Genomic DNA, 23,194 nt, shown 5'->3' on the forward strand with positions numbered 1-23,194 from the left:
AGCAGGTGACTCAGCAGGTGACTCAGCAGGTGACCCAGCACCTGGGTCAGCTCGTGAGCAGCTTGCGCAGCTCCGCCGGCGTCGCGGCGATCGCCACGGCGCCGGCGGCCTCCAGCTCGCCGGGCGCCGCGTAGCCCCAGGTCACGCCGACGGTCGGGACGCCGTGGTGGGCCGCGGCGTGCACGTCGTGCTCGCGGTCGCCCACCATGACGATCTGTCCGACGTCGGCTCCGAGGGCCAGCGCGTGCGCTACCGCACGCTCGACGACGACCTCCTTGCCCTCCACCAGACCGGCCGCCTCACCGGCGGCGCCGTGGACGCCGTCCAGCCCGCCCTCCAGGTACTGGTCGAGCCCGAAGTGCTCCACGATCTGCCGTGCGTAGTGCTCGGGCTTGGCCGTGGCGACCAGGAGCGTCACCCCTGCCGCGCGCAGCTCCGCCAGCGCCTCCGGGAACCCGGGAACCACGGAGTTGTCGAACATGCCGTGCACCTCGAAGTCGCGGCGGTAGGCGGCGATCGCGAGGGCGGCGTCGGCGTCCGACAGGCCGATCCCGGTCATGCTCGCGCCCAGCGGCGGCCCGACGAAGGTCCGCAGGACGGTGTCGGTGGGGACGTCGAACCCTGCGTCGGCGAACCCGACACGCAGCGAGGCGATGATGCCGGGGGCCGAGTCGGTGAGGGTGCCGTCGAGGTCGAGCAGGACGTGCGTGATGCGGCGGGGCAGCGAGAGAGTCACCCGCCGAGCGTGCCACAGGTTCAGTGGTCGCCCTGGTGCCCGTCCGGGCCGTAGCCACCGGGGGCGCCTGCCTCTTGCCCTGGCTCGGCCACGACGAACTGGCCCATCATGCCGCCGTCCTCGTGCTTCAGCATGTGGCAGTGGTACATGTACGGCATATCCGGGTCGGTGTAGTCCTCGAACCGCATGAGGAGCCGGTAGTCGCGGCCGGACTCGAGGTAGACGGTGTCCTTGGGGCCTGCGAGCTCGGGCGGCGGCGGCTCACCGTCGATGCTCAGCACGCGGAACTGCACGTCGTGCACGTGGAAGGTGTGGGGGATCTGGACGGTGCTGCGCACCTCCCACACCTCGGTGCTGCCCACTTCGGCCACCTCGTCGATGCGGCCCATGTCCATCTTCTTGCCGTTGATGCTGTTCTCGTCGAGCTCGAACCGGCGGGTCTCGGTCGCGTCGGCCTCGCGCACCTCGTCGGCCCGGTCATGCTGCGACTCCTCCCACGCGGGTTCGGGCGAGGGTGCGAGCTCGTCGGCGGCCCGCAGCTCGAGCACGTCGAACGCGTCGTTGGCGCCCATCGCGAACGGCGCCGCGACGCTGCCGAGGTCGGGTTCGGCCGAGTGCAGCCGGGTGGTCTCCCCCGGTTCCATCGTGACGACGACATCGGCGCGCTCACCGGGAGCGAGCCGGATGTCGTCGAGCCGGAGCGGGGCCTCGAGCAGGCCGCCGTCGGTGGCCACGAGATCCATCTGCCGGTCCTCGAACCCGAGCTGGTAGGTGCGCGCCGTCGACCCGTTGAGCAGGCGCAGCCGCACCCGTTCGGTGGTGACGTCCTGGTAGGCGCCCACCGTGCCGTTGGTCATGACGACGTTGCCGAGGATGCCGGGCTCACCGCCGTCGTCGGTCAGGTCGAGCTGCCCGTTCTGGTCCAGGACCTTGTCCTGCACGACGACGGGGATGTCGTCGACGCCGTAGGTGTCGGGCAGCGTGGCGGCGCGCGAGGCGTCGTCGTCCAGGAGGAACATCCCGGCGAGGCCGCGGTAGACGTGCTCCTCCGTGGTGCCGTGCGGGTGCGGGTGGTACCAGAGGGTGGCGGCGGGCTGGTCGATCTCCCAGGTGGGGCGCCACGTGTCGCCGGGGCCGAACTCCTGGTGCGGTCCGCCGTCCATCGCGGCAGGCAGGTGCATGCCGTGCCAGTGCACGCTGGTGGGCTGGTCGAGGTTGTTGGTGACCTCGACGGCGACCCGCTCGCCGCGTTCGGCGCGCAACGTCGGTCCGAGGTAGGAGCCGTCGTAACCCCAGGTGCGGGTCTCGACGCCGGGCCGGAACTCAGTGGTGCCCTCCTGCGCGACGAGGGAGAAGACGCGCGTGCCGTCCACCATCCGCGAGGGTGCCAGCGGCGGGATCGCGAGCTCATTCGTGAACTCGGCCTCGTCGACCGAGGTGACCGATCCGGGGATGGCACTGCAGCCCGCGAGCACGAGCGACGCCGCGAGCGAGGCGGCGACGGGGGCGGCGAGGGTGCGCCTCATCGGTCCGCCCCGCGATCTGCTCCGCGCAGCTGCTGCACGCCGGCCGCGGCCAGGCCGGCGAGCGCGCCCCAGAGCGCGTTCATGAGGAGCTCCGGGATGACGGTCCATGCCGCCCCGCTGGGACCGCCGAAGCCGCCGAGTGCGGGCACGAGCAGCCCGATCAGCATCACGACGAGCCCGTAGGCCACGCCAGTCAGGGTGAGGGTGACTACTGGCCGAGGTACCCGGCCGAGACCGACCACCGCGATCCAGACGGCGGCGGTGATACCGATGATGGTCAAGGCCCTGGGCGCGCCGGTGCCGAAGAGTCCGGTGAGGCCGGTCAGCGGCCAGAGCAGGGCCATGGCGGAGAGCCCGGCGACGACCGCCCACGGGATCGTCGGCCCGGGGGACGAGTTCTGGGCTGGAGGCTGTGGTGATGTCATACCTCGACGGTGCCCGTTGGTCGCCATCCGCACATCGGCCCGGAATCGTCTCCTGGTGTCGCCTCCAGGCGACACCGACCCTGATGCCCTGTGGCCGGGCCCTCCGTAGGGTGGCAGTGTGTCCCAGCGCCGTGTCTCCGAGCAGAGTGCCGCACCGCGCACCGTCGACCCCCGTGTGACCGACGTCGTCCTGGCCCTGGCCATGGCGCTGGTGGTCGCTCTTGTCATCGCCGTGGACACCGACGCCGTGCAGCGCACCGGCGCGGGCGCGTACCTGTTCGCCGCCGCGTTCGGGGCGCTGGTCCTGTTCCGGCGGACGGCGCCGCGCACCGTGCTGGTCGTCACCGTGCTGGCGGTGTTCGCCTACTACGCGCTCGGGTTCGCGCCCATCGGAATGGCCCTGCCCGCGGTGGCGGCGCTGTACTCGGCGGCGGAGATGCGGCACACCGGGTGGGCGGTCGGCGCGGGTGTCACGCTGGTCGCCGTCTCCACGTACTTCCGCGTGACCGGCAACGACACCGAGGACCAGCTGACGCCGTACGACCTGGTCACGAACCTGGCACTGGTCGCGGCGGCGATAGCGCTCGGAGTCGCCGTCCGGCTGACGCACCAGGTGCGGGCGCACGAGGCGTGGGCCGCCGAGCAGCGGCTGCAGGCGGAGCGCCTGCGCATCGCACGCGACCTGCACGACGTCGTGGGCCACAACCTGTCGGTGATCGCCCTGCACTCCGGTGTCGCCGCGGAGGCCGTGGGCCGGGACGACGACGCGGCCCGCGGCGCGCTGGAGCACGTGCGCGAGGCGACGTCGGGCACGTTGCGCGAGCTGCGCTCCACCGTGCGGGTGCTGCGCGGGCCCGTGGGCGGCGCCGTGGCGCCCACCGGTCTGGCGGGGGTCGACGCGCTGGCCCGGCCCGCACGGGCGGCCGGGATCACCGTCGACGTCGACCTCGACGTGCCGGACGGCGCCCTGGACGGCGCCATCGACGCGGCCGCCTACCGGGTGGTGCAGGAGTCCCTGACCAACGTGCTGCGGCATGCGGCAGCCACGCGCGTCGCGGTCCGCGCCCGGGTCGACGGCGGTCGCCTCGTGCTCCGGGTATCCGACGACGGCCGGGGCGCCGGGCCGGTCCTCGTGCCCGGCTCGGGCGTCTCGGGGATGCGCGAGCGCGTCGCCGTGCTCGGCGGCAGCCTCGCGGCCCACGACGCGCCCGACGGCGGGTTCGTCGTGGCCGCCGACCTGCCCCTGCGACTGGAGACGTGAGGCCCATGATCCGCATCGTGCTGGTGGACGACCAGGAGCTCGTGCGCGCCGGGCTGCGGGCGCTGGCCGAGAGCGAGGGCGACCTCGCCGTCGTCGGAGAGGCCGACGACGGGCGCGCCGGAGTGGCGCGCGTGCGGGAGCTGCGGCCCGACGTGGTGCTCATGGACATCCGGATGCCGCGCCTGGACGGTCTGGCCGCCACCCGGGAGATCGTCGCCGACCCCGCGCTCGCCGACGTGCGCGTACTGATCCTGACCACGTTCGACGAGGACGAGCACGTGTTCGAGGCCATCCGCTCCGGTGCCGCGGGCTATCTGCTCAAGGACGTCGCGCCGGCCGAGCTGCGCCGTGCCGTCCGCCTGGTCGCGGGCGGCGAGGCGCTGCTCGACCCGGGCGTGACGGCCACCGTGCTGCGCGCCGTCGCCGAGAACCCGGCGCCCCGGTCCGACGACCACCGGCTCGCAGGGCTCACCGAGCGCGAGCGCGAGGTGCTGCAGCAGCTGGGCAGAGGCCTGACGAACGACGAGATCGCCGGCGAGCTCTACCTCAGCCCGGCCACCGCACGCACCTACGTGAGCCGGCTGCTCGCCAAGCTCGGCGCGCGGGACCGTGCTGCGCTGGTGATCCTCGCCTACGAGACAGGGCTCGTCCGGCCGTGAGCCGGACGAGCCCTGGGCCCTCGCCCTGGCGGGTCAGAGCTCCTTGAGGCGCGGCAGCACGTCCTCGCTGAACTGGGTGAGGAACCGCTCCTGGTCCTGGCCGGGGCCGTGCACCACGAGGTGGTTCAGACCGGCGTCGACGTAGGGCTTGATCATCTCGACGGCCTGCTCCGGGTCGGACGCGACGATCCAGCGCTTCGCGACCTGCTCGATCGGCAGCTCGTCGGCGAGCTGCTCCATCTCGGTGGCCGAGGTGACGCTGTGCTTCTGCTCCGGCGTGAGCGAGAGCGGCGCCCAGAACCGGGTGTTCTCCAGGGCCGTGGCGGCGTCGCGGTCGTAGGAGATCTTGATCTCGATCATCTTGTCGATGCCGTCCGCGGAGCGCTCCGCCTTGGCAGCACCCTCGGCGACGGCGGGCAGGAGCTTCTCCGTGTAGAGGTCCATGCCCTTGCCGGAGGTGCAGATGAAGCCGTCGCCGGCGCGGCCGGCGTACTTCGCGACGAGCGGGCCGCCCGCGGCGACGTAGACCGGCACCGGGTTCTCGGGCCGGTCGTAGATCTGGGCTCCGACGAGCTCGTAGTAGTCGCCCTTGAAGTCGACGCTGTCCTCGGTCCAGAGGGCTCGCATGAGCTGCACGGCCTCGCGCAGCCGCGCGAACCGCTCCTTGAACTCGGGCCACTCACGGCCCGAGACGGCGATCTCGTTCAGGGCCTCGCCCGTCCCGACGCCGAGGATCACACGGTTCTCGGTCAGCAGGGCGAGGCTCGCGAAGGTCTGCGCGATCACGGCGGGGTTGTAGCGGAACGTCGGGGTCAGCACGCTCGTGCCGAGCTGGATCCGCGAGGTGCGCTCCCCCGCTGCACCCAGCCAGGCGAGGGCCGACGGCGCATGGCCGCCCTCGTGGCGCCACGGCAGGAAGTGGTCGGAGACCATGGCGCTGTCCAGTCCCACCTCCTCCGCGCGTACTGCGAGCTCAACCAGCTCGCGCGGCCCGAACTGCTCGGCGGACGCCTTGTACCCAATCTTCAGAGTCACATCTGTGACCCTACGCTCGATCGCGCAGTGCCTGCAGCACCCGGCTCGGTGACGGGCGTCCCACGTGGCCCTCGAGCCAGGTCCCCGTCTCCACCAGGCGCGGCATCGACACCCCCGTGTCGATCCCGAGCCCGTCGAGCATCCAGAGCAGGTCCTCGGTGGCGAGGTTGCCCGTCGCTGACCCCGCGTACGGGCACCCGCCGAGACCGCCCGCCGACGTGTCGAACGTCGTGACCCCGTGCCGGAGCGCGGCGGCGACGTTGCCGAGCGCCTGCCCGTAGGTGTCGTGGGCGTGCAGCGCGAGGACGTCGTCCGGCAGGCCGGCGTCGTTCAGCGCGTCCAGGAGCGCCACCACGTGTCCCGGCGTCCCGACCCCGATGGTGTCGCCGAGCGAGAGCTGCTCCGCCCCGAGGTCCATGAGCCGCTTGCCCGCCGCGACCACCTGGTCCAACGGCACGTCGCCCTCCCACGGGTCGCCGAAGCACATCGACACGTACGCCCGCACCCGCATCCCTGCCGCGCGGGCCCGCGTCGTGACCGGCTCGAACATCGCCCACTGCTCGTCCAGGGAACGGTTCAGGTTGCGGCGAGCGAAGGTGTCGGTGGCGCTGGCGAAGACCGCGATGTGCCGCAGCCCCAGGTCGTCGGCCCGTTCGAGGCCCCGCTCGTTCGGCACGAGCACCGGCAGGTCGCGGGCCCGGTCCCCGAGCCGGTCCACCAGCGCGGCGAGCACCTCCTCGGCGTCGGCGAGCTGGGGCACCCAGCGCGGGTGCACCAGGCTCGTGGCCTCGACGTAGGGCAGGCCCGCGTCGAGCAGCCGCTCGACCAGGTCCACCTTGACCGCAGTCGGGATGATCGCCTTCTCGTTCTGCAGACCGTCGCGCGGGCCGACCTCGTAGATCGTCACCCGGTCCGGCAGGCTCGGGTCGGGCACCACCTGGGGGTGGCGGAGCTGCTCAGCCATCTGTCGCCTCCTGCTCGTCCGCCGGTCCCACCCCGAAGAGCACCTGCCGCGCCGCCACCTGGTCGCCCGCCGCGGCGCGGACCCGCACCACGCCGTCCGCCGGCGCGAGGAGCGCCACCTCCATCTTCATGGCCTCCAGCACGCCGAGCGGCTGCCCAGCGGTCACCGGGTCGCCGTCGGACACCTCGACGCGGGCGAGCGTGCCCGGCATCGCGGCGAGGACCACGCCGTCGGACACCTCGGCCGCCCCGAGGCCGGAGGCGCCCGGCCGGACGAACCGGAACGTGTGCCCGCGGGTGCTCACCTCCACCGCCCGGGGGCCGACGTCCACCGCGAACCGCGCGGTGCTGCCGTCCAGCTCCAGCAGCAGGTCCCCCGCCACTCCGTGCACGTCCCCGAGCACGTCTCCCGGCGCGTCCCCGCCCACGACCCGGCACGACGTCGGCGGCCCGCCCTCGCGGCGCACCTCGCCCCGGGCGACGCTCACCCGGAGCACCGCGTCGTCCAGCTCGACCCACGTGTCGGCGGGCGGCCCGCCGAGGCGCCACCCGTCGCCGCCGTCGGCCGTGGCCGCCGCCGCGACGGTCCAGGCCGCCGCCACCATCGCCGGGCGCGGGTCCGGGGCGGGCAACGGATGGGTGTCCAGCCACGCCGTGTGCACCTCCCCGTCGCGGAACGCGTCGGAGTCGGCAAGCGCCCGCACGAACCCGGTGTTGGTGACCAGGCCGCCGATCGCCGTCGCGTCGAGGGCGTCGACGAGGCCGCGCCGGGCGGTCTCCCGGTCGGCGCCGCGCGCGATGACCTTGCCGACCATGGGGTCGTAGGCGGCGGGGACCACCGTGCCGTCCTCGAGGCCGGCCTCGACGCGCACGCTGTGCCCGCCGGTCGAGGCACCGCCGTCCGACGCCCCGCCGGTCGGGGCACCGCCGGTCGAGGTCCCCGGCCACCGCACCCGCGTCGCCGTCCCGGCCTGCGGCAGGAACCCGCCGAACGCGTCCTCGGCGTAGATCCGCGCCTCGATCGCGTGGCCGTGCACCGCGACGTCGTCCTGGGTGAAGCCCAGCTCCTCGCCCGCCGCGACGCGGAGCTGCTGCGCGACGAGGTCGATGCGGTCGCCGCGCACGGTGACCACCTCTTCGGTGACGGGGTGCTCGACCTGGAGGCGGGTGTTCATCTCGAGGAACCAGGCGTCTGCGTCGCTCGGGCCGGTCGGGCCCCCGACCTCCACCAGGAACTCCGCCGTCCCGACGCCGGTGTACCCGGCCTCGCGGGCGAGACGGACCGCCCAGGTGTGCAGTGCGTCGCGCAGGGCCGGGTCGAGGTCGGGCGCCGGCGCCTCCTCCAGGACCTTCTGGTGGCGGCGCTGGGCGGAGCAGTCGCGCTCGTGGAGGTGCAGCACGTTGCCGTGCTCGTCGGCGAGGATCTGCACCTCGACGTGCCTGCCCCGCTCGATGTAGCGCTCCAGCAGCAGGGCGTCGTCACCGAACGCGGCGGCGGCCTCACGGCCCGCGGCGGCGATCGCGGGACCGAGCTCGTCCTGCTCACGCACGATGCGCATGCCCTTGCCGCCACCGCCCGCGGCGGCCTTGACGAGGAGCGGGAAGGGAAGGTTGCCCTGAGCGGCGAACCTCCCACCGCGGACGTCGCCGAGCGACCGCAGCACGGGGACACCCGCCTTCTCGGCGATCTTCCGGGCCGTGTCCTTGCGGCCCATGGCGTCCATGGCCTCGGGCGAAGGCCCCACCCAGGTCAGTCCGGCGCCGGCGACGGCGCGCGCGAAGTCCGCCTGCTCGGACAAGAACCCGTAGCCGGGGTGGACGGCGTCGGCGCCGGTCTCCTTGGCGGCCGCGAGCAGCGCGGGGATCGACAGGTAGGACTCGGCCGCCGGCGTCGGCCCGATGCGCACGGCGACGTCGGCGGCGCGGGTGTGCAGGGCGCCGCGGTCGGCGTCGGAGTAGACGGCGACGGTGCGTAGACCGAGGCGGCGGGCGGTGCGGATGATCCGCAGGGCGATCTCGCCACGGTTGGCGATGAGGAGGGTGTGGATCGGTGCAGGCATGTCGGTCACATCCGGAAGATGCCGTAGGACGGCTCGGTGATCGGGGCGTTGGCCGCCGCGGCGAGGCCGAGGGCCAGGACGCGGCGGGTGTCGGCGGGGTCGATCACGCCGTCGTCCCAGAGACGGGCGGTGGCGTAGTAGGGGTTGCCCTGGTTCTCGTACTGGGCGCGGATCGGGTCCTTGAAGGCCTCGACGTCCTCGGGTGCCAGGTCACGCTGCACGGTCGCCAGGACCGATGCCGCCTGCTCACCGCCCATGACCGAGATGCGGGCGCCGGGCCACATCCAGAGGAACCGGGGGTCGTAGGCACGGCCGCTCATGCCATAGTTCCCGGCGCCGAACGAGCCGCCGAGCACCACCGTGAACCGTGGCACCGAGGTGCAGGCCACGGCGGTGACCAGCTTGGCGCCGTCCTTGGCGATGCCGCGGTGCTCGTACTCCTTGCCGACCATGAAGCCCGCGATGTTCTGCAGGAACACGAGCGGGATGCGCCGCTGGTCGCACAGCTGGACGAAGTGGGCGCCCTTGAGCGCCGACTCGGAGAACAGGATGCCGTTGTTCGCGACGATGCCCACCTGGTAGCCGTCGATGCGGGCGAAGGCGCAGACCAGCGTCTCGCCGTACCGCGCCTTGAACTCGGTCAGCTGGGAGCCGTCGACGATGCGCCGGATCACGTCGCGCACGTCGTAGGGGGTGCGAGGGTCGGCGGGGACGTCGTACAGCCCGTCGGGATCGAGCTCCGGTTCCTCGGGCACCACCCGGTCCAGGCTGGGCACGCCGGCCCGGGTGGTGGCGATGATCTCGCGGACGATACGCAGCGCGTGCGCGTCGTCGTCGGCCAGATGGTCCGCGACGCCCGACGTGGTGGTGTGCACCAGGCCGCCGCCGAGCTCCTCCGCCGTCACGACCTCTCCCGTGGCGGCCTGCACCAGAGGGGGGCCGCCGAGGAAGATCGTGCCCTCGTCGCGCACGATGACCGCCTCGTCGCTCATCGCGGGGACGTACGCGCCGCCCGCGGTGCAGGATCCCATGACGGAGGCGACCTGCGGGATGCCCCGGGCGGACAGGTTCGCCTGGTTGTAGAAGATGCGCCCGAAGTGCTCGCGGTCCGGGAACACCTCGTCCTGCATGGGCAGGTACGCGCCGCCGGAGTCCACGAGATAGATGCACGGCAGGTGGTTCTCGGCGGCGACCTGCTGCGCGCGCAGGTGCTTCTTGACCGTCATCGGATAGTAGGTGCCGCCCTTGACCGTCGCGTCATTCGCGACGATCACGCACTCACGCCCGGCGACCCGGCCGATGCCGGTGACGATCCCGGCGCTGGGCACCGCCCACTCGCCCCCGTACATGTCGTACGCCGCCAGGGCGCCGATCTCCAGGAACGCGCTGCCCGGGTCGAGCAACCGGTCCACCCGGTCGCGCGCGAGCAGCTTGCCGCGAGCCGTGTGCTTCTCGCGTGCCGCGGGCGACCCGCCCTCGCGCACACGCGCCAGCCGTTCGCGCAGCTGCTCCGTGAGGGTGCGCAGATCCGTTCCAACACCAGTGTTGATGGCCACGTGTCGCAGCATAGTCGGCCGGTTAATGATCGTTAACCCCTGGGCGGATGGCGAGGCCTGGGTTGTGGCGTGGGGTGGGGGGCGGTGACGGCAGCGCGACCGGCTTGATAGCCGGGATCGAAGGGGCCAAAAGTTATCCACAGATTCGATCTTGGGCATGCGATGCGTACGAGCGTTCGACATAATAGATGCAGCGAGGACGTGAGAACTAGAGGCGGCGAGGGGGGTGGGGTCCGGTGGAGCAGTCGACGTCGACGGATGGTGTTCCCGGCCCTGCCCTGCCCCCGGGCGAGTCGATCGAGGAGACGCTGGCCCGGTTCGAGAATGTGATGGACGAGCTCGCGGTCCTGACCGATCCGGAGGTGTTGGACGGGTGGGACGCCCCGACCATGGGCCGGCTGATGGAGGCACACACCCGGATCCGTGCACTGACCGGCCGCCTCGACGGCGTGCGATACACCCTGCTGTCCCGGATCGAAGCGGACGGGTCCTGGCGCTCGGGCGGGATGGCCCGCGCGTTCACCACCTGGCTGCGGATCCGAGAAGGCATCTCGGCGACGACAGCGGGTAAGGACATGACGATGGCCCGCCGCCTGGCAACGGCGCTGCCTGGGACGCGGGAGCGGCTGGTCGACGGCACCCTCGGGATCGACCATGCCCGTGTGATGACCAAGGTCGCACCGACCAGCGAGACCCGCACGGATGCGTTGGCGTGGCTGATCGACACCCGCACGGGTGAGCGGACGACCCCGGAGGCGTTCGTGCAGACCGTGCCCGTGGACTTTCCTGACCCGGCCCAGGACCCGGACGGGGAGCACACCCGTCAGCTCATCACGCGAGTGTTGGAGGACGCGGTCACCGAGGGCGCCTTGGTCACGGGTGAGGGTCTGGTCCTGCGGGAGGCGGGTTCGTTGAACGCGGACCAGTTCCGGATCGTGGCACGCCGGTTCGCGACGATCACCGACCCCGACACCGACGACACCGACGACGACAAGGCAGCCCTGGGCGAGTTCCTCGACCTGGCCAAAACCTTCGGCGGCTACCACCTCGCAGGCTTCCTGACCGACGAACACGGCCTCCTGGTCACCGCAGCGATCAACGCGATCATCGGCGCCCCCTCAGCGGAAGACACCCGCACCTCGACACAACGCCGCGCACAGGGCCTGGCCGACGTCGCCCGGATCGTCCTGGACACCAACCAGGCCTCCCCGGGTGCGGCGATCCCACCCCACCTGAACGTCACGGTGTCCTGGACCGAGCTGATCGCCCAGGCCACCCGCACCCGCGAAGGCCTCTGCCTGACCTGCGGACAAACCGCACCAGGCCGCACGACGGGCACAGGAGCACCGAGCACGGGCTCGCGCACGGACATAGGTGCAGGTGCAACGGGCACGAGCACGGGTCTGGCTCCGACAAACGCAGACCCGCCAGCCGCAGGCACAGCAACTAGAGGCCCAGCAACTGGAGGCCCAGCGGGCGCCCTGACGGTGTCCGGACTGCTGTCCGGTGGTGGCCCCGTGTTCACCGAGACCGGTGACCGCGCACCACGAGCACTGCTGCGCCGTCTGGCCTGCGACAGTGCGGTCACTCGGGTCGTGTTCGGACCCGACGGCGCCGTCCTGGACGTCGGCCGGGCACAGCGGACGGTGAGCGGGCAGATGCGGCGAGCGGTGATCGCCAGAGACCGCCACTGCGTCTTCCCCGGATGCGACCAGCCACCATCACGGTGCGAGGTCCACCACGCGATCACTCACTGGGCCCACGGCGGAAACACCTCCGTGTCCAACAGTGCGTTGTTGTGCTGGTACCACCACCAGCTCGTCGACACCCAAGGCATCACCATGCACTGGACCGGCAAACCCACCGACACGGGCACCACCACGGGCGGCACCGTCCCGGGTGCCCTGATCGAGACCGGGTGGGCCTTCACCGACGCCCGCGGACACCGCATCACCCTGCCCGAACCCATCGAAGCCCCACCCCAAGCCGAAGCCGCCTGACCCGCCCAGCTCACCTCGCCGCCAGGAGCGTCCGACAGACCCGGCGGGCCCGGGCCGGCCGGGCGGGCGGGGACGAAACCGATCGGGGTGAGCAGCTCGTCGTCGACGATCGCGTTGTACAGGCCCGTGCAGCCCTCGTCGAAGACGTAGAGGATCGCTTTGTCGTGCAGAAGCTGGACGGCGAGCGCCCACGCGAGCTCGGCCTGCGGCCCGGCCGGCAGGGCGGGCGAGTCGGTCACGTGCGAGACGTCGCGCTCTATGGGGTGGAGCATCAGCGGAAGCTGCGGCGGTAGTCGCCCGGCGCGACGCCGCACACCTGCCGGAAGGTGTCGTAGAAGCTGCTCTGCGCGGTGAACCCTGCCGCGTGCGCGATCTCAGCGGTGGTGCGGTCCGACGTGATGAGCAGCCGCTGTGCCTCCGCCACCCGGCAGCGTGCGATGTACGTGCCGACGGTGGTGCCGACCACCCGCTTGAAGAGCGTCATCGCGTGGCTCGGGCTCAGGTGGACGGCCCGGGCCACGTCGGACGCGGTGATCGGCGAGCGGTAGTGCTCCGCCACGAACTGCGCCATCTCCGCGGCGCGCCCGGCTGCGCCGGACTGCGGCGCCGACACGGGCTCCGCCGTCGGACCCCGGCCCCGGCCCGGGCCCCGGCCGCGGTCCGAGCCGTCCTGGGCGACGCCCGCCAGGACCCTGCGCACGAACGCCTGGGCCTCCAGCATGACCACCGTGCTGTGGCCGCCGTCCAGCACGTCGTGGTGCCAGCTCGTGAAGAGGGCCGCGACGTCGCGCACCAGGGCGGTGGCCGGCACGACGACGAGCCACGCACGCAGCAGCACCGCCACCTGCTCGGCGGGCAGCGTCCAGCTCAGCACCTCCGTGAGCGGGATGTGCACCCACGACACGTCGGTAGGCGTAGCGCCCGGGTCCACGAGCTGGTGCGGCGTGCCACCCCAGAACAGCGCCACCTCCCCCGCCTCGACCCGCAGGTACGAGCCGCCGAAGAGGTAGTCGAGCCGCCCTGCGTGCACGAGGTTGAGCTCCAGGTCGTCGTGCCGGTGCGGCCGCCGCATCACCGGCGGCGCACCCTGGCGCACCCACAGAGCAGGTTCGGCCAGCTCCACCTCGTCGTCCGCGAGCGCCATGGGCGGGAGCATAGGGGCTGCCCACGACGACGGCGCTCTCTGGCCGCGTCGGGGCGTAAAGTTTTCGCTGGCCGACGGAAGGACAGGTGGCGCCGCATGGCGGGCAGAGGTAGGCCGCGGGAGTTCGACGTCGACGAGGCACTCGACGCCGCCATCCAGGTCTTCTGGCGACAGGGGTACGAGGGGACCACCCTCGACGACCTGACCACAGCGATGGGCATCGGCCGCCCGAGCCTCTATGCCGCGTTCGGCGACAAGGAAGCGACGTTCAAGGCGGCCGTGACGCGGTACGCGCAGGTCGACATGCGCTATGTCGAGACGGCGCTGGCCGAGCCCACGGCGTTCTCCGTGGCCACGCACTACCTCCACGGCAACATTCGCACCATCACCAACCCGGCCCGGCCGCCCGGCTGTCTGACCGTGCAGGGTGGGGTCTCCGGCTCACGGGCCGACCAGCCGATCGTCGAGTTCCTCAGGTCGGTCCGGGTCGACGTCGAGGCGCGCCTCGCGGCACGCTTCGAGCAAGCCGTCACGGACGGCGATCTCCCGACGACCGCGGACCCGGATGACCTGGCAAGGTACCTGCTGACGGTCACCAGCGGCCAGGCCATCCAGGCCGGCAACGGCGCGACTCGTGCTCAGCTGTCTCGCATCGCCGAGCACGCCCTGGCGGCTTTCCGGCCGTTCGCCTAGCCGCCCTCGGTGCGCGGCACACGCAGCTGTGCCTGGACGGCCTGGGCGTCGATGAGGTAGTTCATCTCGTAGAAGCGCCCGTCGCGGACCTTGTGGAAGGAGTACTCGGCGAACTCCAGCGTGGCACCGGTGGGAGCCACCCCGAGCCACTCCTTGGTGTGGGTGCCCTTGTTGTAGAGGCGGGCGGCGACGCGGTCCCCGTCGATGGCGACGTCCTGGACGCGCCAGGTGAAGTCCGGCACGGAGTCACCGTGCCCCCTCAGCTCGGCGAGGATGTGGTCTCGCGTGACCGGCTTGCCGTTCTCGACCAGCTCGTCGTGGACGAACTCGGTCGCGCGGTCGAAGTCGTGCGCGTTGAGCGCTTCGATGTAGCGCTCGAAGACCTCGCGCACCTCGGACTCGGACGTGGCCATGGTGGCCTCCTTCTCTCCCAGGTCGGGATCGTGTACCGCGATCGTGATGGGCCGCGACGTCCTCCCCGGACTCGCCGTGGCGGCCGTCGCTGTGGCTGCAACCTTGACCCGCCTCTTTATATTCCAGCCAGTACAGAAATCGTCCACGCTGTGCGACACGGACGCACGATCGAAGGATCCCGGACAGTCGGGGCACGCAGCCGGAGGTGCCACCATCTTTCTCGGGCCTAACTTCGCAGCATGGCTCATTCCCCGAAGATCACGATCATCGGCGCGGGCGGTTTCGTCTTCCCGTTCCGCCTCGTCGGCGACCTGCTCAGCTTTCCGGCCCTGCGGGGTGCGACGCTCAGCCTGATGGACCTGGACGCGGGACGTCTGGACCGGGTGGCGACGGCCACCCGAGAGCTGGTGGCGCACCATGGCCTGCCGACGGTGGTGGAGCAGACGACGGACCGGCGCGAGGCGTTGCGGGACGCGGACTTCGTCATCATCACGTTCCAGGTGGGTGGTGTGGAGTCGTACCGGCACGACGTCGAGATCCCGCGGCGGTACGGCGTCGACCAGACGGTGGGCGACACGGTCGGTCCGGGTGGTGTGTTCCGGTTCCTGCGCTCGGTGCGGGCCTACCAGGACATCGCCGCCGATGCGCTGAAGCTGTGCCCGGACGCGCAGTTCATCAACTATGCGAACCCGATGGCGATGGCGACGGCCTACCTGAACGCGCTGGGGCTGCGCACCGTGGGCCTGTGCCACAGCGTCCAGGGCACCACGCGGATGCTGGCGCGGACGCTGGGTGTGCCGTACGACGAGGTGTCGTACCGCTGTGCGGGCATCAACCATCAGGCGTGGGTGCTGGAGTTCCGGCACGGCCAGGAGGACCTGTACCCGCGGCTGCGCGAGGTCATGACGGAGCGGCACCGGCGGGGCCGTGCCGCGGCGGACCTGGTGCCGGACGGCGGGGACCACTCCGAGGAGGCGCTGGCGGCCAGCAACTACGAGGGTGGCAACGAGCAGGTCCGCACCACGCTGATGAACCACTTCGGCTACTTCGAGACGGAGTCGAGCCATCACGCGTCGGAGTACGTGCCGTACTTCCGCAAGGACGCCGAGACGGTCCTGGAGTACATCCCGGAGCGGTGGGACTACTACGAGATCTGCGCGGCGCACGACGAGCAGGGCGACGTCGACGAGCAGCTGGAGCGGCTCAGGGCGGACCTGAGCCCGTCGGTCGAGTACGGGGCGTCCATCGTGAACGCGGTGGTGACCGGCGTGCCTGCGGTGGTGTACGGGAACGTGCCGAACGCGGGCCGGGTGATCACGAACCTGCCGGACGACGCGTGCGTGGAGGTGGCGTGCCTGGTCGACGCGAACGGTGTGCAGCCGACGAGCGTCGGGGACCTGCCGCCACAGCTCGCGGCGATCAACCGCACGAACGTGAACGTCCAGACGCTCGCGGTGCGCGCGGCGCTGACCGGTGACGTCGAGCACGTGCACCACGCGGTGGCCATGGACCCGCTGACCTCGGCGCACTGCACGCTGGAGCAGATCCGCGCGATGACCGACGAGCTGCTCGCCGCGCACGCCGCGCTGCTGCCGGACGCGCTCCTGTCGGGCACCTCGCGGCCGGCGCTGGTGGGCTGAGCGTCCGCAGTGCCCCGGGCGACGGAGCCCGGGGCCGGTCCGGGCCGACCGCTGTCCTGCCGAGCGCCGGCATCAGATAGCCGGAGCCGGACAGCGGCACGAAGATCCTCGTGCAGATCTGCCGGCGGGCTGTCCAGCTCGCGGTTTCCGGCCCGTACGCCGGGGCCCCGCTCCTAGACTGCCTTCGTGACCCCGCGCCGGCAGCAGATCCTGAGCACGGCAGCCGACCTGTTCGCCGCCCGTGGTTTCCACGGCGTCTCCATGGGAGACATCGGCGCCGCCGTCGGCGTCTCCGGCCCCGCCCTGTACAAGCACTTCGCGGGCAAGGAGGACATCCTCGGGCAGTGCCTGCTGCACGCCTCCGACCAGCTCCTCGCGGGGGCACGCGAGCTGCTGTCCGACGGCGGTGCGGGCTCCGCCGTCGGACCGCCGGCCGCGGCCGGCCAACCAGCCGCGGCCGGTCAATCAGCCGCGGCCGGTCAATCAGCCACAGCCGCGCTGGAGGCGCTGATCGCCCGGCACGCCGACTTCGCGCTCGACAACCCGGCCCTGATCGTCGTGCAGGAGCGGGAGTGGAGCGCGCTCGGCGCGGACGCTCAGGCGCAGGTCCGCAAGCGCCAGCTGGCCTATGTCGACGTGTGGTGCGACGCGCTGCGTCCGCTGCGCCCCGACCTCGGCCCGGCCGAGGCGCGGGCCGCCGTGCAGGCCGCCTTCGGTCTGCTCAACTCGACGCCCCACAGCGCACGCATCAGCCGGGGCGCCATGCGCTCCCTGCTGACCCGCATGGCGTGCGCGGCCCTGCTCTCCGACCGTTGAGTGCTGGATATTCGCCCCTTCGAAGCGCTCAGGAGCGCAAATATCCAGCACTCAACGGTTCCGTCAGCGGGTCACTCGACCGGGAGGCCCAGACCCCTCGCGATGAGCATCCGCTGGAGCTCGGAGGTGCCCTCGCCGATCTCCAGCACCTTGGCGTCACGGTAGAAGCGGGCGATGGGCCCGTCCTCCATGACGCCGTAGCCACCGAACACCTGCGCGGCGATGCGCGTGGCGGTGACGGCGGACTCCGTGGCGTAGAGCTTGGCGACCGACGACGCCCTGCGGAACTCGTCGAGCGGCGCGCCCTCGTCCTTCATCGCGGCGGCCCGGTAGGTGAGCGCCCGGCTGGCCTGGAGCATCACCTCGAGGTCCGCGACCTGGAAGGCGACGCCCTGCTTGCGGCCGATCGGCCCGCCGAACGTGGGGCGCACAGCGGCGTGCTCCACGGCCAGGTCGCGCATCGCCTGGATGCAGCCGGTGGCGAGCGCCGCGACGGCGACCCGGCCGGTGTTGAGGCAGATCATGAGCTGCTTGAAGCCGTTGCCCCGCTGGCCCAGCAGGTTCGCCTCGGGGACGCGGACGTCCTCGAACCGCAGCGCGTGGGTGTCCACGGCGCGCCAGCTCATCTTGTCGTGCAGGGGCTCGACGATGAACCCCGGCGTGCCGGTCGGCACGACGATGGCGCTGAGCTCGGGCCGGCCGTCCGACAGGGTGCCGGTGCGCGCCGCGACGGTGCAGACGCTGGTGATCGGCGTTCCCGAGTTGGTGATGAACTGCTTGGCACCGTTGATGACCCACTGCCCGTCGACGAGCTCGGCGGTGGTCGACATGGCGTTGGCGTCGCTGCCCGCGCCCGGCTCGGTGAGGCCGAACGCGCCGAGGGTGCGGCCGGCGACGAGGTCGGGCAGCCAGGTGTCCTTCTGCTCGTCGGTTCCGTAGGCCAGCAGGGTGCCGACCCCGAGGCCGACGCCGGCCCCGAGCGTGATGCCGACGGACTGGTCCACGCGGCCGATCTCCTCGACGGCGATGCTGAGCCCGGTGAGCCCGAGGTCGGACCCTCCGTATTCCTCCGGGGCAGTCAGGCCGAACAGGCCCAGCTCCCCCATCTGGTGCACCAGCTCGACGGGCAGGCGGCTTTCCCTGTCCCATCGGCCGATGTGGGGCGCGATCTCGCGGTCGGCGAAGTCCCGTACCGCGTCCCGGAGCTTGGTGTGCTCCGGGTTCTCTGGTGGATGCATGTTGCGCATGTCACTGAGGTTAACCACCATTAACCCCGACGCGCTAGATGCGCGCCGGACCGCGCTCACCGGTCGAGCGTGCGAGGCCCTGCCAGGAGGACATACCGATGCCCAGCCAGAACCAGGTCGTGTACGAGGTCGTCGAGCTCGACGGCCCCGACGGGTCGTCCGTGCCGTACGCCCGGATCACCCTCGACGCGCCCGAGCGGCGCAATGCCCTCTCGGCGGCCCTGCTCGACCAGCTCCGGGCCGCGCTGGACCGCGCGGCGATCGGCGACGTCCACGCGGTGGTGCTGGGCGCGAGCGGCTCCGCGTTCTGCTCGGGGGCGGACCTCACCGAGGCCCTGCGCGACGGCATGACCGACTCCGCGCGCCGGCTCGCCGAGGTGCTGCGCACGGTGCTCGCGCTGCCCAAGCCCGTCGTGGCGCGGGTGCACGGGCCGGTCCGCGCGGGCGGGATCGGCCTGGTGGCGGCGTGCGACGTCGCGATCAGCTCCGACGAGGTCACCTACGCCTTCACGGAGGCCCGCCTCGCGCTCGCGCCCGCCGTCATCTCCCTGACGGTGCTGCCGCGGATGACGCCGCGGGCGGCGTCGCGCACCTTCCTCACCGGGGCGCCGTTCACCGCCGCCGAGGCCGCCGCCTGGGGGCTGGTGACGCAGGCCGTCCCGCCCGGTGACCTCGACCGGGCGGTCGACGCCGTCCTCACCGAGCTGGCCGCAGGCGACCCGCAGGGGCTGAGGGCGACCAAGGAGCTGCTCAACGCCGACGTCCTGACCCGGTTCGACGCCCGGGTCGACGAGGCCGTGACCGGCTCCGCCGAGCTGTTCGGCTCCGAGCGCGCACGGGCTGCGATGGAGCGGCTGCTGCGGCGCTGAGCGGTTCCGAGCCACCTGCCCGAACGGCCGGTCCGAACTGCCCGTCGGTGCCGCCTGTCGGAGCCGCCGCGCGCTCCCCGATGCGGCGGGAGCGTGCGAACGGTGTTGGATGGGTGGGTGGTCACCCGAGTCTCGTCCCGAAACACCCGCTTCCAGCAGCTGCAGACGCTGCTCACCAACCGCAACAAGCGGCACCGCGCCGCCGAGTTCGTGGTGCAGGGCGTGCGGCCCATCACCATGGCGGTCGAGCACGGCTGGCAGGTCCGCGCCCTCGTGTTCGACGCCGAGCGCCGGCTCTCGCAGTGGGCGAGGGACCTGCTCGCGGCCCATCCGCACGTCGAGCACGTCAAGATGTCGCCCGACCTGCTGGCGGAGCTCGCCGAGAAGGACGAGGCCGAGCTGCTGGCCGTGGTCGCGATGCGGCCGGACGAGCTGGACCGTATCGAGGCGGGCCCGGACTTCCTCGGGGTGGTGTTCGACCGCCCCACCCAGCCGGGCAACATCGGCGCGGTCATCCGGTCCGCCGACGCGTTCGGCGCCGACGGCGTGATCACGACCGGGCACGCCGCCGACGCCTACGATCCCAAGGCCGTGCGCGCCACGACCGGCTCGTTCTTCGCGACGCCCGTGGTGCGGGCGCCCTCGTCGGCGGAGGTCATGACGTGGGTCGAGGAGCACCGCGCCGCCGGGCTCCCCCTCGTGGTCGTCGCGACGGACGAGCACGGCGACGCCGACGTCTCCGCGTTCGACCTGACCCAGCCGGTCCTGCTCCTGGTCGGCAGCGAGACCGCCGGGCTGACCCGCGCGTGGCTCGACGCCGCGGACGTCACGCTGAGCATCCCGATGACGGGCTCGGCCAGCTCGCTCAACGCGGCGAACGCGGCGACGGTCGTGCTCTACGAGGCCCGCCGCCAACGCCTGGCGAAGTAGAACCAGGGCGAAAGCGGGGCGGGCTCAGGGCGTCAGAGCTCGATCGAGAACATGCGGGAGCCCGACGTCTTGACGTAGCCCAGGCTCGCGTACAGGCCGTGGGCGCCGCTGGGGTTCGCGGTGTCGACGTCGAGCGCCGCTCGCTCCATGCCGTCCGCGGCGAACGCCCGCATGCCCGCGGCGAGGGCCGCCAGTGCGACCTTGCGGCCCCGGTACGCGCGGCGGGCGCCGAGGATGTCCGTGTACCCGAACGAGTAGCCGCGCACCGCGAAGTCCTCGGTGTACCGGGCGGCGAGCTCGTAGCCGGCCACGAGCGGCTCGCCGGCGCGGAGCGCGGCGGCCGTGTCGGGGTCGGTGTCGGGCGAGGCGAGCAGCGCGTCGACGTCGGGCGCCTCGTCGACGACCAGGAACGACCACTCGGGCGCGAAGCCGGCGCGCTGCGCCCACTGCTCGCGGGTCTGCGGCTGGCTGCCCCAGTGGTCGCGGAACGCGTCGTTGTGCGCCAGGCGGGTGGCCTCGTCCAGGTCCTTGGACCACGGCACGAGTCGCAGCGAGCCGGACAGCGCGACGTCGGGCACGGGCGTGGCGTCCGGCCCGGTGAGCGGGCGCGCCAGGTCGGAGTAGTAGCGGCGTACGCCGAAGCCGGCCCGCTCGTAGAGCCGGTGCTTGGAGGCGGGCCCGTCGTCCTCGGCGAACACGCCGATCCGCGCGGGCACGTCCTTGCCCGACGCCGCCAGCATCTGCCGGGCGCGGCCGGTCTCCCAGGCCAGGAGCTCGCGGCCGATGCCCTCGCCGCGGCGGTCGGGGTGCACACCGCCCCAGCAGAACGCGCGGACCTCCGTCACGTCGCCCGGCGGGCGCTCGACCTGGGCCCAGGCGACGAGCTCGCCGTCGGCCCCCGAGCCGGTCGAGAGGGCGAACCCGAGCAGGGAGTCGGCGGCCATGTCGCGCCAGGCGCCCTCGAAGATCTCCTCGATCTCCTCGAGGGTCTCGACGTAGGGCTCGGCGTCGGCCCGGGCGATGAGGTTCCGCAGCGCGAGCCACGTGGGCGCGTCCTCGCGGGTGGCGGCGCGCCAGGTCAGGCCGCCGGCAGTGGGCGGCGTCAGGGTCGCCGGCGGCGCTGCGCGCTCGGCGATCGGGGCAAGCGTGCTGGTCATGGCGGTCATGGCGGTCCTCAGAGCTCGATCGTGTACTGGGTGGAGCCGTCGCTCTTGGTGTAGCCCAGCCGGGTGTACAGGGCGGGCGCCCCGGTCGGGTTGTCCGTGTCGACGTCGAGCTCGGCGCGCTGCATGCCGTCGGCGGCGTAGACGTTCATCGCGTGCGTGAGCAGGGCCGCGGCGATGCGGCGTCCGCGGTACGCGCGGCGCACGCCGAGCAGGCCGGTGTAGCCCGCGGTGTACCCCTGCGACTCCCAGTCGTGCTCGTACCGCTCCCCCCGGTGCAGCCCGACGACGTACGGCGTGCCCGGCGGCACCGTGGTGTCCCCCGGCTGCTCGTGCTCGGAGCCCGCGTAACGCACCGACTCGTCGATCACGACGAACGACCACCGCGGTTCGAACGCGCTGCGGTACGCGCGCCACGACTCGGTCGTGCGCGGCTGGCTGCCCCAGTGGTCCCGGAAGGCGTCGTTGCGGGCGAGCCGGGTCGCGTCCTCCAGGGCGTCGGTCCACGGCACGAGTCGCAGCGGTGGCTCCAGGCCGATCGCGGGCACCGGCGCGCTCAGGTCGCGCAGCAGGTTGGCGTAGTACCGGATCGGCTCGAACCCCGCGGCGCGCAGCAGGTCGTGGCGCTCGGCCGGGTCGGTGTCGCCGATGTGCGCGGAGATCCGGCCGGGCAGGCCGAGCAGCTGCGGGTCGCCGCCCAGCTCCGCGAGCGCCTGGCGAGCGCGCCCGGTCGCCCAGGCGAGCAGCTCGGTGCCGATGCCCTGGCCGCGGTAGTCGGGGTGCACTCCCCCGGTCACGGACACCCGCAGCAGGCTGACGCCGGTGGTGGGGTACCGCTCGATCCAGGCGTGCGCCCGCAGCACGCCGTCGGCGTCGAGGCCTACCAGGGTGTCGGCGGCGACGTCGAACACGGGGGCGCCGAACAGCTCGTCGATCTCGGCGGGCGCCGTGAACCAGTCGCGGCCGTCGGCCTCCTCGACCGTGCGCATCAGCGCGGCCAGTGCGGGGACGTCCTCGCGGGCCCAGGGGCGCCAGAGCAGGGCACCCGCGGTCGGCACGGACAGGGTCCGGGGCGCTGCGGCGCGATCGGTGATCGAGTCGGGCTGGGGCACGGCGGACAGACCGGGCGCAGGCGTGGGCATACGGCCACGCTAGGCGACCGCGCCGCCCGGGGCACGGGATTTTGCATGTGGCCGGAGGGCGCGGCCGGGTCACGCGGCAGGCTCACGCAGCACGGTTCAGCGCAGCATGATCACGAGCTGGGTCAGCAGGGGCGCCACGAGAAGGGCGGGCAGCAGGTCACCGACCGGGATCTGCTTGATGTGCAGCAACCGCAGGCCGATGCCCACCAGCATGAGGCCGCCCGTCGCCGTCAGGGCGGCGATGTGGGCGTCGGGCAGCACCGACCCGAGCAGCACGCCGGCCAGCGTCACCAGCCCCTGGACGACGCCTACCGACACCGCGGACAGCAGCACCCCGACACCGAACGAGGACGCGAACGCGAGCGCCGCGAAGCCGTCGAGCACGGACTTCAGCAGAAGCTGGTCGATGCCGCGGCCGAGGCCGTCGGACAGCGATCCGAGGATGGCGAGCGGCCCGACGCAGAACAGCAGCGACGCGGTGAGCCAGCCTTCGATGAAGCGCTCGCGCGCCGTGTGGTCCTGGCCGTTGTCGGCGGCGGCGTCGGGCACAGGACGTCGGGAGGTGCGCGTGCCGCGGGAGCGCCGGGCCAGCCAGCCCTGGATGGTGCCCGCCAGCGCTTCGAGGCGTGTCTCGATCCGGAGCAGCGATCCCGCGATGCCGCCGATCAGCAGCGAGCCGAGCACGATCAGCACGGGAGCGCCGCTGCCCGTGGCCGCGACGAAGGCGGCGTCGGTGACCGCCATCGCCGACAGCGCGGCGACGAGCAGGGTCACCAGGCCGAGGATGTCGGTGACCACCGCGTGGGTGCGCTGGGGCAGCCGGTGGCCGACGGCCATGCCGAGGAGCGACCCGACGACGATCGTCCCGACGTTGATCAGGGTGCCCAGGCCGGGGAGGTCGACGTCCACCGCGCG

At 72.5% G+C, this 23,194-nt stretch carries 21 protein-coding genes; 8 read left to right on the top strand and 13 right to left on the bottom strand.

Going from position 1 to position 23,194, the window contains the following annotated elements:
* Positions 1-46 precede the first annotated feature (46 nt).
* From LUM46_RS22750 to LUM46_RS22760, 3 genes are read right to left on the bottom strand one after another with little or no spacing between them, the layout of a single operon-like run.
* Positions 47-736 (bottom strand): HAD hydrolase-like protein, encoded by a 690-nt coding sequence (locus tag LUM46_RS22750; RefSeq protein WP_274997311.1) that lies wholly within the window; start codon positions 734-736, stop codon positions 47-49.
* A gap of 20 nt (positions 737-756) precedes the next feature.
* Positions 757-2,262: a multicopper oxidase family protein gene (locus LUM46_RS22755; protein ID WP_274997312.1), complete on the bottom strand. Its 1,506-nt coding sequence runs from the start codon at positions 2,260-2,262 to the stop codon at positions 757-759.
* Positions 2,259-2,687: a hypothetical protein gene (locus LUM46_RS22760; RefSeq protein ID WP_274997313.1), complete on the bottom strand. Its 429-nt coding sequence runs from the start codon at positions 2,685-2,687 to the stop codon at positions 2,259-2,261. The genes LUM46_RS22755 and LUM46_RS22760 overlap by 4 nt, the downstream gene beginning before the upstream one ends.
* 118 nt (positions 2,688-2,805) lie before the next feature.
* On the opposite strand from LUM46_RS22760, the gene LUM46_RS22765 reads away from it, so the two are divergent.
* Together LUM46_RS22765 and LUM46_RS22770 are read left to right on the top strand one after the other, a co-directional pair.
* A complete protein-coding gene (locus LUM46_RS22765) occupies positions 2,806-3,948 on the top strand; it encodes a sensor histidine kinase (protein ID WP_274997314.1) in 1,143 nt (380 codons plus the stop codon).
* A gap of 5 nt (positions 3,949-3,953) precedes the next feature.
* Positions 3,954-4,607: a response regulator transcription factor gene (locus tag LUM46_RS22770; RefSeq protein WP_274997315.1), complete on the top strand. Its 654-nt coding sequence runs from the start codon at positions 3,954-3,956 to the stop codon at positions 4,605-4,607.
* A 33-nt stretch (positions 4,608-4,640) separates the two neighbouring features.
* Here LUM46_RS22770 and fgd read toward each other — a convergent pair whose 3' ends face one another.
* Genes fgd through LUM46_RS22790 form a run of 4 tightly spaced genes read right to left on the bottom strand, consistent with a single transcriptional unit; the run spans position 4,641 to position 10,221 of the window.
* The gene (gene fgd, locus LUM46_RS22775; RefSeq protein ID WP_274997316.1) at positions 4,641-5,642 is read right to left on the bottom strand and encodes a glucose-6-phosphate dehydrogenase (coenzyme-F420); all 1,002 of its coding nucleotides are present in this window, start codon (positions 5,640-5,642) and stop codon (positions 4,641-4,643) included.
* A gap of 10 nt (positions 5,643-5,652) precedes the next feature.
* Positions 5,653-6,606 carry a hydroxymethylglutaryl-CoA lyase gene (locus LUM46_RS22780; RefSeq protein WP_274997317.1) on the bottom strand — a complete coding sequence of 318 codons (954 nt, stop codon included), beginning with the start codon at positions 6,604-6,606 and terminating at the stop codon, positions 5,653-5,655.
* Complete coding sequence (locus tag LUM46_RS22785; RefSeq protein ID WP_274997319.1) at positions 6,599-8,665, bottom strand: ATP-binding protein; 2,067 nt, start codon at positions 8,663-8,665, stop codon at positions 6,599-6,601. Before LUM46_RS22785 ends, LUM46_RS22780 begins: the two co-directional genes overlap by 8 nt.
* 5 nt (positions 8,666-8,670) lie before the next feature.
* Positions 8,671-10,221, bottom strand: a complete 1,551-nt coding sequence (locus LUM46_RS22790) for a carboxyl transferase domain-containing protein (RefSeq protein WP_374726980.1) — start codon at positions 10,219-10,221, stop codon at positions 8,671-8,673.
* A gap of 236 nt (positions 10,222-10,457) precedes the next feature.
* Between LUM46_RS22790 and LUM46_RS22795 the strand changes: the two genes are divergently transcribed.
* Positions 10,458-12,221 (top strand): HNH endonuclease signature motif containing protein, encoded by a 1,764-nt coding sequence (locus LUM46_RS22795; protein WP_274997322.1) that lies wholly within the window; start codon positions 10,458-10,460, stop codon positions 12,219-12,221.
* Positions 12,222-12,492: 271 nt separating this feature from the next.
* Here LUM46_RS22795 and LUM46_RS22800 read toward each other — a convergent pair whose 3' ends face one another.
* The gene (locus LUM46_RS22800) at positions 12,493-13,365 is read right to left on the bottom strand and encodes a helix-turn-helix domain-containing protein (RefSeq protein ID WP_274997323.1); all 873 of its coding nucleotides are present in this window, start codon (positions 13,363-13,365) and stop codon (positions 12,493-12,495) included.
* Between the two features lie 96 nt (positions 13,366-13,461).
* Between LUM46_RS22800 and LUM46_RS22805 the strand changes: the two genes are divergently transcribed.
* Entirely contained in the window at positions 13,462-14,058 is a 597-nt protein-coding gene (locus LUM46_RS22805; RefSeq protein WP_274997324.1) for a TetR/AcrR family transcriptional regulator, read from the top strand.
* On the opposite strand, the gene LUM46_RS22810 is transcribed toward LUM46_RS22805, so the two are convergent.
* Positions 14,055-14,471 carry an ester cyclase gene (locus LUM46_RS22810; RefSeq protein WP_274997325.1) on the bottom strand — a complete coding sequence of 139 codons (417 nt, stop codon included), beginning with the start codon at positions 14,469-14,471 and terminating at the stop codon, positions 14,055-14,057. The genes LUM46_RS22805 and LUM46_RS22810 overlap by 4 nt on opposite strands.
* 240 nt (positions 14,472-14,711) lie before the next feature.
* Between LUM46_RS22810 and melA the strand changes: the two genes are divergently transcribed.
* Both melA and LUM46_RS22820 read left to right on the top strand, forming a co-directional pair.
* Positions 14,712-16,112, top strand: coding sequence for an alpha-galactosidase (gene melA, locus LUM46_RS22815; RefSeq protein WP_274997326.1), 1,401 nt, complete (start codon positions 14,712-14,714; stop codon positions 16,110-16,112).
* A 186-nt stretch (positions 16,113-16,298) separates the two neighbouring features.
* Positions 16,299-16,928 carry a TetR/AcrR family transcriptional regulator gene (locus LUM46_RS22820; RefSeq protein ID WP_274997327.1) on the top strand — a complete coding sequence of 210 codons (630 nt, stop codon included), beginning with the start codon at positions 16,299-16,301 and terminating at the stop codon, positions 16,926-16,928.
* Between the two features lie 71 nt (positions 16,929-16,999).
* Here the strand turns inward: LUM46_RS22820 and LUM46_RS22825 are convergent, their stop codons facing one another.
* Positions 17,000-18,175, bottom strand: coding sequence for an acyl-CoA dehydrogenase family protein (locus tag LUM46_RS22825; protein WP_274997329.1), 1,176 nt, complete (start codon positions 18,173-18,175; stop codon positions 17,000-17,002).
* A 98-nt stretch (positions 18,176-18,273) separates the two neighbouring features.
* Here LUM46_RS22825 and LUM46_RS22830 point away from each other — a divergent pair, with 98 nt between their 5' ends.
* Positions 18,274-19,044 carry an enoyl-CoA hydratase-related protein gene (locus LUM46_RS22830; protein WP_274997330.1) on the top strand — a complete coding sequence of 257 codons (771 nt, stop codon included), beginning with the start codon at positions 18,274-18,276 and terminating at the stop codon, positions 19,042-19,044.
* Between the two features lie 117 nt (positions 19,045-19,161).
* The gene (locus LUM46_RS22835; protein WP_274997331.1) at positions 19,162-19,974 is read left to right on the top strand and encodes a TrmH family RNA methyltransferase; all 813 of its coding nucleotides are present in this window, start codon (positions 19,162-19,164) and stop codon (positions 19,972-19,974) included.
* A gap of 32 nt (positions 19,975-20,006) precedes the next feature.
* Here the strand turns inward: LUM46_RS22835 and LUM46_RS22840 are convergent, their stop codons facing one another.
* The 3 genes from LUM46_RS22840 to LUM46_RS22850 all read right to left on the bottom strand — a co-directional run bounded on the left by LUM46_RS22840 (position 20,007) and on the right by LUM46_RS22850 (position 23,188).
* The gene (locus tag LUM46_RS22840) at positions 20,007-21,140 is read right to left on the bottom strand and encodes a GNAT family N-acetyltransferase (protein ID WP_310243128.1); all 1,134 of its coding nucleotides are present in this window, start codon (positions 21,138-21,140) and stop codon (positions 20,007-20,009) included.
* Positions 21,141-21,148: 8 nt separating this feature from the next.
* On the bottom strand, positions 21,149-22,279 hold the full coding sequence (locus LUM46_RS22845) for a GNAT family N-acetyltransferase (RefSeq protein WP_274997332.1): 1,131 nt from the start codon (positions 22,277-22,279) through the stop codon (positions 21,149-21,151).
* 96 nt (positions 22,280-22,375) lie between these two features.
* The gene (locus LUM46_RS22850; RefSeq protein ID WP_274997334.1) at positions 22,376-23,188 is read right to left on the bottom strand and encodes a DUF554 domain-containing protein; all 813 of its coding nucleotides are present in this window, start codon (positions 23,186-23,188) and stop codon (positions 22,376-22,378) included.
* Positions 23,189-23,194 lie beyond the last annotated feature (6 nt).

The sequence above is a fragment of the Promicromonospora iranensis genome (genome assembly GCF_028994805.1).
Taxonomy (GTDB): domain Bacteria; phylum Actinomycetota; class Actinomycetes; order Actinomycetales; family Cellulomonadaceae; genus Promicromonospora; species Promicromonospora iranensis.

Bases quoted from the DNA above. Each gene is read 5' to 3' on its own strand.
- LUM46_RS22755 (WP_274997312.1), bottom strand. From the start codon at position 2,262: ATGAGGCGCACCCTCGCCGCCCCCGTCGCCGCCTCGCTCGCGGCGTCG.
- LUM46_RS22760 (WP_274997313.1), bottom strand. From the start codon at position 2,687: ATGACATCACCACAGCCTCCAGCCCAGAACTCGTCCCCCGGGCCGACG.
- LUM46_RS22770 (WP_274997315.1), top strand. From the start codon at position 3,954: ATGATCCGCATCGTGCTGGTGGACGACCAGGAGCTCGTGCGCGCCGGG.
- LUM46_RS22780 (WP_274997317.1), bottom strand. From the start codon at position 6,606: ATGGCTGAGCAGCTCCGCCACCCCCAGGTGGTGCCCGACCCGAGCCTG.
- LUM46_RS22785 (WP_274997319.1), bottom strand. From the start codon at position 8,665: ATGCCTGCACCGATCCACACCCTCCTCATCGCCAACCGTGGCGAGATC.
- LUM46_RS22800 (WP_274997323.1), bottom strand. From the start codon at position 13,365: ATGGCGCTCGCGGACGACGAGGTGGAGCTGGCCGAACCTGCTCTGTGG.
- LUM46_RS22805 (WP_274997324.1), top strand. From the start codon at position 13,462: ATGGCGGGCAGAGGTAGGCCGCGGGAGTTCGACGTCGACGAGGCACTC.
- LUM46_RS22810 (WP_274997325.1), bottom strand. From the start codon at position 14,471: ATGGCCACGTCCGAGTCCGAGGTGCGCGAGGTCTTCGAGCGCTACATC.
- melA (WP_274997326.1), top strand. From the start codon at position 14,712: ATGGCTCATTCCCCGAAGATCACGATCATCGGCGCGGGCGGTTTCGTC.
- LUM46_RS22825 (WP_274997329.1), bottom strand. From the start codon at position 18,175: ATGCGCAACATGCATCCACCAGAGAACCCGGAGCACACCAAGCTCCGG.
- LUM46_RS22830 (WP_274997330.1), top strand. From the start codon at position 18,274: ATGCCCAGCCAGAACCAGGTCGTGTACGAGGTCGTCGAGCTCGACGGC.
- LUM46_RS22840 (WP_310243128.1), bottom strand. From the start codon at position 21,140: ATGACCGCCATGACCAGCACGCTTGCCCCGATCGCCGAGCGCGCAGCG.
- LUM46_RS22845 (WP_274997332.1), bottom strand. From the start codon at position 22,279: ATGCCCACGCCTGCGCCCGGTCTGTCCGCCGTGCCCCAGCCCGACTCG.